This window comes from Hyalangium gracile, assembly GCF_020103725.1.
Taxonomy (GTDB): domain Bacteria; phylum Myxococcota; class Myxococcia; order Myxococcales; family Myxococcaceae; genus Hyalangium; species Hyalangium gracile.
Genome location: NZ_JAHXBG010000031.1, coordinates 121,714 through 129,958, shown reverse-complemented (window position 1 = coordinate 129,958; position 8,245 = coordinate 121,714). Strand labels below are relative to the sequence as shown.

The following is an 8,245-nucleotide window of genomic DNA, read 5'->3' as shown; positions in this document are numbered from 1 at the left end:
CAGATGATGCAGCGCCTGGAGCGCCAGCTCATCGAGAGCACCTTGCGCCGCTGCCACTTCCACAAGGACCGCGCCGCCAAGGAGCTGGGGCTGGCCCGCTCCTCCCTCTTCAAGCGGCTCAAGCAGTGGGGACTCAACCCAGGGGAGGACTGAGCCGTATGAAGAATAGAGTTCACCCTCGGCGGCTTCATGAGGAACCCAGACCCCTTGGCTTCTCGGGCTGGAGGCGGCGGGAATCGAACCCGCAGCAAGGCTGAAGGCAAAATCCTAAGCAGGTCGCGCTGTTACCGGCTAACGCCTTGAGCTCACACCGGCTCGTTCCCCCGCTCCGTTCCGTCTCATCCCTTCTCGTCCCGTTCAATTCCCCGCTGGAGGGGCACACAGAGGACACATGCAGTGCCCCTGCGCGCCTCAACCCCGCGCCCGCGCAGGGCGCCCCGAGCTGAGGAGGGGTCACGGTGCCGCGCGACCGCCGATCTCCGGGAAGCGCTCGTAGGCCCGCTTGAGCGCGTCCAGGTGGGCGGGGTTGTCGTAATCGAGCGGCGCATCGGTGAGTTGCACGACCCACCCCCCCGACTCCGTGCGCCGCGCCCGCTCGAGCAACTCGGAGTCGCGAGCAGGATCCGGGAACCCGATGGCTCGCGCGGCTGCGGCGGACCAATAGTTCAGCCACCCGAGGAAACAGGGAATCTCAGGCGCGGGGAGCTTCTCTGGAAGGTTGAGCATGGGAAGCCCACGGGGCGAGCGCTCCGGCCCATGAGGCGAGCGGCGAAACTGCTGCGCGACTTCCGAGCCGTAACCATACGGCGACGCATGCCCCCAGAATGAGTGCGCCCCCTCCGCCACAGCCTCAAGCACAGCCGGCGCCGCCGCGACCACTGGCTCGTCTAGTGGCAGCTTTGCATGCACTTCAAACTGGGACTGACCGCCTGGGCTGAAGAGTGCCGAGTTTTCCAATCCCATAACCGTCACGGGGTAACGCTCGTGCCCGTTGCAGATGAGAGGAAATCCTCCGTCCTCAACACTTTCCAGGAGCCACGCGTCGCGCTGCTGCAATGCGATGGGGCGCCCGCCGGCGGAGAGCCGCCAATTCAGCCTCAAGCCGGGGAGCGCCGTCTCCATCCCACGGATGACATTGAGCGTGCGGCCATCTTTTCCCACGAGCGCGGGAGCGTAGACGATGAGGGTGAGGGCTCTACGCCTGGTCATCGTGTGCACCCCGTGACGACGACATTGAGCCTGGGAAGCTCCTCGAGCAGCGCGTCTTTGTGCGCCTGGGTGCTCACCCCGACGACGAAGTCATATCCACAGGCCGCCGCAGCGTCTCGCTCCTTTATTATTTGCTTCAACTCCTTCTCAATCTCCCGATCCCGGATGAAGGCATTATACTTGTCAAATTGATGGGTCTTGATCTCCCACAGCACGCGAACCCCGGCTTGCAGCGCATCGAAGCGTATTCCGCTCACGCTCACGTCCCTGCCGGGATAGCGGTTAGGCGGAAACGTATCGGCGCACTCGTTATGAGGATCATCTTTGGTCGCGCGTGGCACCGGGATGGGCTCGCACTCTGGGCGGCGCTCCGTCGGATTGGATGACACGGGTGGGAGCCAATCCCGACCCAAGCTCCTCGGCGTGGGCTCTCTGTTCATCACGGGTTCCTGCTGATTGAATGGCCGTGTCTGAGCCTTGCGCTTCGCACGCTCATGGGAGGCGCTCCGGTCATAAGCATCAAGGCTCTCTTTGATGAGAACCGCCACCACCACGGTGCCAATGACAATCACTGCTCCAGTTACGACCACCGGCGACGCAAAGACGCAGAGCGCTACGCCCATGGGCACGGCAGCCGCAGCCGCAGGAGCAGAAGCGACAGCGCATCTTCTCGTGACATCGCGAAACCTGACCCTGTCGCGATCCAGCGCGTGAAAGCACCTCTCCGCCAGGATCGGCCATTCGTTGGAGGCTTCGCGCACCACGCAATGTCCGTCGTCCGTCCAGGGGTACTGCGCTGCCCGCTGAAGGTTGGCGAATCTCGGACTCGGGTCCTCCCACTCTTCCAGGCTCGAATCCATCGTGGCGCAGGCTGAGAGCAGGAGCAGTAACAGGGGGGCGCTGCAAGCTCGATGGAGCATGGACACATCCTCATGGCAGGGGGCTGACCGCCACGCTCGACGGCGAGAGCAGTCGGAGCGCGCCCGAGTTTCGCAGCTCGCCCCCCGGAGCGCCAGAGTCGGCGAGCAGCTCAGCGGTAGACCTTGCCGCCCCAAAGGAACGCGCCCTCGACGAGTGGCACGCTGTAGGCCGCGACGTGCCCAGTCGGCAGCAGAGACGCAACGAGCAGCTCGTTTTCCCAGCCCCCGGGCGCCCTTTCATCCAGTCGGGAGCCAGCGTGCGGCCCGCGCCGACAGCGATCGCCCGAGAGTTAGACTTGGCCACCAACGGATTCCCGGTGGTGCCTGGGGCGTTCGGTCGTCAGGGCTCATCGGTGAGGTACGGCCGCTCGCTTCCGCTCCTCCCCTGCATATAGGAAAGGCTCCTCATGGGGAGGGGACAGTCAACATCAATGGGCGAGGTTGCTTCAGCAGGACAGCACCAAGGTGTACACCATGGAGGTCTAAAGATGTCCAGGTATGTCATGGCGCCCTATATATTGGAGGATGAGCAGGGGCTCTTCATCCTCCAGCAAAAGGAGTCACTGCTGTCATCGCAGCACTACAAGGCCTACATGAGCGGCGAGGTGGTGCGAGCAAGAATCGAGATCTCCGCCGAGGAGTTCCGAGAGCTGAAGAAAGAGGCCGAGGCCCTATGGGGCACAACGGACTGGGCAGGTGACTTCGTCCCAGGCCTCTTGAACCGGGAGCTTCCAGTGATTGAGCAGCGCGATGGGATATAGGTGGCCTATCCCATGAAGGCATACCCACATGGATAGCGAGAAGTTCTGGCGGATCGTCATGTCGTCCCGGAGCAGCTTCCGACCCACCCAGGTGGATGGGAACATGGAGCAGCAGCTCGAGGAACTCAGGGCGCTGTTACTCGCGCTCCCCCCTGAGGAGATCGTGGAGTTTCGGAACTTCCTTCTCGCGCAGATGGATGCGGCGTTCCATTGGGACCTGTGGGGCGCGGCGTATCTCATCGCGGAGGGCTGCTCGGATGATGGCTTTACGGACTTTCGGGCATGGGCTGAGGCATCCCCTCATCTTGCGGGCAAGCAGGCAAGCGGCACGCCGGTCGTTTGATGCGATAGGTAGGGTGGAATTCCTACTACTCGGCGGGTGACATCCTCCGCTATTACCCAGCAGCAGGTGCATACCTTCCTCGCCAGCCTCTTCGAAGAGGATCTGCACGCCAAGCGAGTGCTGTCGCTGTCGCTGGCTACCTTGGGCGTCATCCACGCGGCGAGCCTGTCGGTGTACGCCATCGGCCAAGCGCTGGCGATGGCTCGAGGCACGCAGGGCAAGCACGGGATAAAGCAGGTGGACCGGTTGCTGTCCAACACGGGCATACCGGTGTGGAAGCTGTTCTCGCTCTGGGTGCCGTACGTGCTGGGGCAGCGTAGCGAAGCGCTGGTGGCGCTGGACTGGACGGACTTCGAGGCCGATGACCAGACGACGCTGGTGGCCTCGCTGATAACCCAGCATGGACGGCCTACGCCCTTGGTATGGCTGAGCGTGCAGAAATCCACCCTCAAGGGCCTGCGCAACGAGGTGGAAGATGCGGTGGTACTCAGGCTGCGCGAGCTCATCCCTGCAGAGGTGAGGGTGACGCTCGTGGCGGACCGGGGCTTCGCCGACCAGAAGCTCTACGCCCTGCTGGGGCAGGTGGGCTTTGAGTACGTGGTGCGCTTCCGCCAGTGCATTACCGTCACCAGCGACAAGGGCGAGCGGCGCACGGCGGCAGACTGGGTGCCCAAAGCCGGCCACCTGCGCAAACTGCCCCAGGCCCTCGTCACTGCGGACTGCACGCAGGTAGGCGCGGTGGTGTGCGTGAAGAAGAAGGGCATGAAGGAGCCGTGGTGCCTGGCTACCAGCCTGCACCTGGCCTCAGCGGCCGAAGTGGTGGCGCTTTACAGCCGCAGATTCAGCATTGAAGAGAGCTTCCGGGACATCAAGGACCTGAGGTTCGGCATGGGCCTGTCCCAGGTGCGCATCGCCGAGCCGGAGCGCAGAGACAGACTGCTGCTGCTCAGCGCCTTGGCCTGTGCACTGCTGACGCTGCTGGGCGCCGCAGGTGAGAGCCTGGGCATGGAGCGTCAGCTCAAGGCCAACACCGATAAGCGCCGCACCTACTCCCTGTTTCGCCAGGGCTGCCTGTACTACCAAGCCATCCCCCACATGCCTGAGCACCGTCTGCGCCCTCTCATCGAGCGATTCGCTCAACTCCTCAGCCAGCAGCCTCTTTTCCGCCATGCCTTCGGGGTTATTTGAGGGGATGCCTCAGGGGCATGGGTCATCTCCCAGGGCCGTAGCGTCTTCGAAGCTGCGCTGGAGGACGCGGAATCGCTCGCTGACGTAGTCGACGCTCCAGGGGTCGAGGATGTCTTCTTCGAGGCGTTCCTGTATGCCCCTGCTCGCGCCTACAAGGAGTCGACCGGCCGGGAGATTCCACCGTACACGGACCCGCGCCGCCCTGCGCCCACTGGGGAGAAGTGGGAAGAGGATGGGGATGCGCTCATGCGCAGGTTCCCTCGACTCTGGAGGAAATACGGCCGGCGGCAATCGAAGCCGTGTAGAGGGTAAACGGGCAGGCGAACACCCTTGGTTCACCGCACTTCCAGCGCCTGAAAGAACACTCCGTCCAGGTCCAGCTGGCGAACCGCCTCGACGAAGCGCTCGGTAGACCCCGCGGGGCTGGATGCACTCCGCGTGGCGTGCGAGGACAAAGCTCCTGGCGCTTCAGGACAAGATCGTGCGGCGGTCGGACTCCTAGTCTGGGTGCATGACCTCGACCAACGCCGCCTCCTCCCCGCTTCCCCGGGACTCCGACCCCACCCTGGTGTGGAGCACGAACGTCCCGGCGGTGTGGAACACCCAGTCTCCCGTGCTCTTCCAGGGGAAGCTCCTCTATACGAGCTACGGGAAGAACGCGCTCCACTGCCTGGACACCCAGACGTCCCGGGAGCTGTGGAACAGTGGCATCCACTCTCCTTCCGCCGGCAACCCGGCCGTGGGCAATGGCGTCATCGCCGTGGGCACCCTCGCGGGATTCCTCGAGGGCTTCAGCGCCACGGACGGACACCGCCTGTGGGGGTACACCTCGGGAGGGACGATCCGGGTCACGCCCCTCTTCGCCCAGGGCATGTTCCTCTTCGGCCAGGAGCAGGGCTTCTTCGACGCCGTGGACTCGCGGAGTGGCACACGTGTCTGGCGCAAGCTCCTGCTGCCCGCCAACGGCCTGAGCCTGCGCATGTCCCGGGCCATCGTCTATGACGAGACCGTGCTGGTCTCGGCCTGGCGCGAGGACGATCAGACGTCCGTGCTCTACGCGCTGGACATCAAGACAGGCCAGATTCAGTGGCAGTACCAGCCGGACAACGGGCAGACGCTGATCTCGGCGGACCCCGGAGTCGGACCGGGAGCCGTCTACGTCGCCTGCGGCGACGGCTCGCTGAAGTCCCTGGACATCGCGACCGGAACGGTCCAGTGGGAGGCCGTGATGGAGGGCCCCCTCACCGCCGCACCCTTCTACGCGAACGGAGCCCTCTACACCGCGAGCGACGGCGGAAACCTCTACGCCCTGGATGCCAGCACCGGAGCGCAGCTCTGGCTCTTCTCACCGGGGGAGCGGATCGTCACCAACGTCGCGGTCTCGGATGGCACCGCCTACTTCGCCACGGACGCGGCGAAGCTGTATGCCGTGGATGTGGCCGCGGGCGTCAACGCCGTGAGCTTTCAATACACCAGCCAGGGCACCATCACTCCCGGCCCCACCACCGAGAACGGGGTGACGTACTTCCTGTGCATCGGCGATGGAGCGTACACCCTCGGCGCGGTGAACCTCTCCGGCATCACTCACGAGTTCTTCGTGCAGACGCTGCCCCTGGCGGATGACTACGACACCTCGGGCTCCCAGCCCGTGCCGAAGACTCCCGCCTTCCGAGCCCAGCTCCGCCTGGTGGACGTCCGGAAGAACCCGCGCGCCTTCCAGCCCGTGAAGCTGACGGCCAGCGGCCCCGCCACCCTCACGGTGAAGGGCCAGAACTATGCGGTGGACGTGGACAAGGCCGCCTGGCTCGTCACCGATGCGTCCGGAGAGCTGGGCATCTCGTTGAGGACCACGGAGCTCCTCGTCCCCAACCTGAGCCTCTGGGGAAACTTCATGCAGCCCCAGGAGAGCATCGTCATCTACCTGAGCCAGGGCGTGACGACGAAGCTCTCCCAGGTCCAGGCGGAGGATCTCGCCGCCGACAAGGCCAAGGACTTCCAGGGCAACCCCCTGCTCAAGGGCAAGTACCAGAACGTGTCGAGCCAGGAGACGATCGCCAGGACGATCCGGAACAGCCTGGGCGGTGGAAGCTCTCGCGGCGCGGCGAGCCGCCCGCGGGCCGACGCGACCCGCTACCTGGCCTTCCCGGACTCCATGCCGGACACGGCGTACGTGGCCTCGGGACCGGCTCCCGGGCGCCCCCTCAGCCCCGGGGACATCCCGAACTGGACGCTGGTCGTGGGAGACACGGGCCTGTCCTTCACACCGCTGAGCGATACGGCGCCGCGGGCGCCACGCAACCCGGCGAGCCCTGGCGATTCGAGGCTGCTGGGCTCCTTCGGTGACTTCATCAGCGACGTCATCCACGGGGCGGGCGAGGTGCTCTCGCTCACCTGGCAATGGGCCGAGGGCTTCGTCGAGACGTCCATCGAGGTGTTCATCGATGAGATGAAGAAGGTCTACCACCTCACCGTCCAGACGCTCGAGGACGCCTTCACGGTCGTGGTGGGCTTCCTCAAGACGGTCGTCCAGGACCTGGAGAAGGTGATCGAGTGGCTCTGCTGGCTGTTCGAGTGGCGGGACATCATCGAGACCCAGCGGAAGCTCGCCTCCTACATCCTGGACAACGTGAGCACGTTCCAGACGTGGCTCGGCAATCAGATCTCCGCCGGCCTGGGAGACGTGGACACCTTCTTTCAGCGGATGGAGGGCCAGATCGCCAACGCCTTCAAGTCCGTCCTGGGCCAGATCGGCTCGACGACGCTCCAGTCACAGACCCAGGGCGGCACGAACCCGCTCACGCTCGTACCGGACGGAGCCTATGCCCCGTTGCAGTGGATCCTGGAGCGCTTCAACGACGTCACCTCGCTCTGGGCGCTCCCCTCCCTGGGGGGCTCGGTAGGCACGGCCTTCCCGCGGTTCCTCGAGCAGGCCACTACCGCCCTGACCTCCAGCTTCGCGAACCTGCCAGGAGAGCTGTCCGGGTTCGTCTCGAACTTCCAGCTCCTGTTCACGCACCCGGAGGAGTTCGTGACCAAGAGCTTCCAGGACATCCTGGGACTGATGGCGGATTTCGTCGTCGATCTGGTGCGGTTCGCCGCGGCCGTGGTGAAGGACTTCCTGCGGTTCCTCGAGGCGGTGCTCGACTCGGTGGTGGGGTGGCTGAAGCAGTCGATCGATCTGTCCTTCTTCTCGGCGCTCTACCGCCTCATCACCGGCGATGACCTGTCGCTGCTCAACGTCTGCACCCTGCTGGTGGCGGTCCCGGCGACGATCATCCACAAGGCCCGAGGCTCGGCGGTTGCCGCGCTCGGCGACGCCGGGAGCGAGCTGATGCACATCGGCTACACGCTCAGCTACTACGTGTACACCGTGCTCGACATGTTGATGGATCAGCAGGAGACGCCCTCGAACGTCACCGTGGGCATCTATGCCACCCTCAGCCTGCTGGTGCAGGGGCTGGGGTTCCCGGTGCCCGTGAGCAATGATCAGGTGCAGGACTACGTCATCTGGGCGCTGCAGATCGCCCCCTTCGTCCTCACGGTTGCTGGCATCTTCGTCAGTGGCACGGCGTGGCAGCAAGTCTCGCTGGTCGCCAACGTCGGCTACGGCCTGATGATGATGGGCATCTACGTGCTGTATTCACTGGACTGGCCGGAGACGTACGCAGGCTCTCCGCTGTACGAGAACCTCCTCAGCTGCCTGCCCTACCTGGGCAAGCCCCTGACCCTGCTGGGGGAGAACGGCCGGCTGGCGTGCATGACCGTGGATGCCATCGGCGACTGGGGCGCGACGTTCCTGAGCTTCAAGTACTGGTGAGCCCGGA

8 protein-coding genes are annotated in these 8,245 nt (G+C 64.8%); 6 read left to right on the top strand and 2 right to left on the bottom strand.

Annotated elements, in window-relative coordinates; all coding sequences use genetic code 11:
• Positions 1 to 3 precede the first annotated feature (3 nt).
• Complete coding sequence (locus tag KY572_RS40455) at positions 4 to 153, top strand: helix-turn-helix domain-containing protein (protein WP_317987968.1); 150 nt, start codon at positions 4 to 6, stop codon at positions 151 to 153.
• A 300-nt stretch (positions 154 to 453) separates the two neighbouring features.
• Here KY572_RS40455 and KY572_RS40450 read toward each other — a convergent pair whose 3' ends face one another.
• A complete protein-coding gene (locus KY572_RS40450) occupies positions 454 to 1,209 on the bottom strand; it encodes a DUF5953 family protein (RefSeq protein WP_224249086.1) in 756 nt (251 codons plus the stop codon).
• The gene (locus KY572_RS40445; RefSeq protein WP_224249085.1) at positions 1,206 to 2,129 is read right to left on the bottom strand and encodes a DUF6310 domain-containing protein; all 924 of its coding nucleotides are present in this window, start codon (positions 2,127 to 2,129) and stop codon (positions 1,206 to 1,208) included. Before KY572_RS40445 ends, KY572_RS40450 begins: the two co-directional genes overlap by 4 nt.
• Positions 2,130 to 2,617: 488 nt before the next feature.
• Between KY572_RS40445 and KY572_RS40440 the strand changes: the two genes are divergently transcribed.
• From KY572_RS40440 to KY572_RS40420, 5 genes are all read left to right on the top strand, one after another.
• Entirely contained in the window at positions 2,618 to 2,890 is a 273-nt protein-coding gene (locus KY572_RS40440) for a hypothetical protein (protein ID WP_224249084.1), read from the top strand.
• A 28-nt stretch (positions 2,891 to 2,918) separates the two neighbouring features.
• A complete protein-coding gene (locus tag KY572_RS40435) occupies positions 2,919 to 3,233 on the top strand; it encodes a DUF4240 domain-containing protein (RefSeq protein ID WP_224249083.1) in 315 nt (104 codons plus the stop codon).
• 36 nt (positions 3,234 to 3,269) lie between these two features.
• Positions 3,270 to 4,421: an IS4 family transposase gene (locus tag KY572_RS40430; RefSeq protein ID WP_407660091.1), complete on the top strand. Its 1,152-nt coding sequence runs from the start codon at positions 3,270 to 3,272 to the stop codon at positions 4,419 to 4,421.
• Between the two features lie 24 nt (positions 4,422 to 4,445).
• Positions 4,446 to 4,733, top strand: a complete 288-nt coding sequence (locus KY572_RS48275) for a DUF4240 domain-containing protein (protein ID WP_224249090.1) — start codon at positions 4,446 to 4,448, stop codon at positions 4,731 to 4,733.
• Between the two features lie 199 nt (positions 4,734 to 4,932).
• Entirely contained in the window at positions 4,933 to 8,238 is a 3,306-nt protein-coding gene (locus KY572_RS40420; protein WP_224249082.1) for an outer membrane protein assembly factor BamB family protein, read from the top strand.
• Positions 8,239 to 8,245: the final 7 nt, after the last annotated feature.

Bases quoted from the DNA above. Each gene is read 5' to 3' on its own strand.
- KY572_RS40455 (WP_317987968.1), top strand. From the start codon at position 4: ATGATGCAGCGCCTGGAGCGCCAGCTCATCGAGAGCACCTTGCGCCGC.
- KY572_RS40450 (WP_224249086.1), bottom strand. From the start codon at position 1,209: ATGACCAGGCGTAGAGCCCTCACCCTCATCGTCTACGCTCCCGCGCTC.
- KY572_RS40445 (WP_224249085.1), bottom strand. From the start codon at position 2,129: ATGCTCCATCGAGCTTGCAGCGCCCCCCTGTTACTGCTCCTGCTCTCA.
- KY572_RS40440 (WP_224249084.1), top strand. From the start codon at position 2,618: ATGTCCAGGTATGTCATGGCGCCCTATATATTGGAGGATGAGCAGGGG.
- KY572_RS40435 (WP_224249083.1), top strand. From the start codon at position 2,919: ATGGATAGCGAGAAGTTCTGGCGGATCGTCATGTCGTCCCGGAGCAGC.
- KY572_RS40420 (WP_224249082.1), top strand. From the start codon at position 4,933: ATGACCTCGACCAACGCCGCCTCCTCCCCGCTTCCCCGGGACTCCGAC.